This window comes from Streptomyces glaucosporus, from assembly GCF_039533345.1.
GTDB lineage: Bacteria > Actinomycetota > Actinomycetes > Streptomycetales > Streptomycetaceae > Streptomyces > Streptomyces glaucosporus.
Map to the genome: position 1 here is coordinate 1 of NZ_BAAATJ010000058.1, position 905 is coordinate 905.

General features: G+C 67.4%; 1 protein-coding gene. It reads right to left on the reverse strand.

What is annotated here, in order from left to right:
- Nucleotides 1-12 precede the first annotated feature (12 nt).
- Nucleotides 13-759, reverse strand: coding sequence for a transposase family protein (locus ABD358_RS28335; RefSeq protein ID WP_425576445.1), 747 nt, complete (start codon nt 757-759; stop codon nt 13-15).
- Between the last annotated feature and the right edge of the window lie 146 nt (nt 760-905).

Consider the following 905-nt stretch of genomic DNA (forward strand, 5'->3'; position numbering starts at 1 on the left):
AGTGAACGCTTCTCACCCTGAGTGCCAGGCGATCTCGATGGCGTGAATGGCAGCGACCGTGCGCCCGATGCGGTTGGTGCTGCACCGGGCCTTGCGGAGGATCCGCCATTGCTTGAGGCGGGCGAAGGCGCGTTCGCCCGGTGCTCGCAGCCGGGCGTGTTCCCGGTTGTACTGCTGATAGTGCTCGGGAAGTTCGTGGTGGCGGTAGTAGGGAGTGCGGACAGTGGCGTCGGCGCCTTGGTAGGCGCGGTCGGCCAGGACGAGGAGCTGACGGGACAGACAGGCTTGGATCACACTGTGTGCGCGGGCTGCGGTCAGGTCGTGCGTGCGGCCGGGCAACGCCCGCGAGAACCACAGAGGTGTTCCATCTGGGGCGGCCATGACCTGCACGTTCATGCCGTGACGGCGGTGCTTCATGGAGTAGTACGGCTCGTCCGCCGCGATGCGGTCGGTGGCGATCAGAGTGCCGTCGAGGATGACGAACTCCTCCGGCGGCAGCTCGCGCAGGGCCTCGTGCAGGCTCGGGGCGCGCTCGGCAAGGATGTCGACCGTTTCGCTCACGTACCGGCCGGCGGTGGCGGTGGAGACGCCGAACCCCGCTGCGACCTGGGCCAGGGTCTCGTTCTTGCGCAGGTGCACCAGGACCAGCAGGGCCTGCCGGAAGCAGCCCAGTCTGCGCCGGCGGGAGTTCAGCTCACACCTTCGGGCGTAGATGAGCCAGGAAACGTGCTCAACGACCTCGTGCGGGACGTCGAGCATGGCACGATACGGGACCACCAGGGCTCCTGTGTCGAGACGTTGGCGAGTGAGATCACCAGCCGAAACGACCAGGGGCCCTGCCGCGTTACGGCCCCCGACCACCAGACGCCCTCCTCACCCGCGAACCACAGGATGAGAAGCGTTCA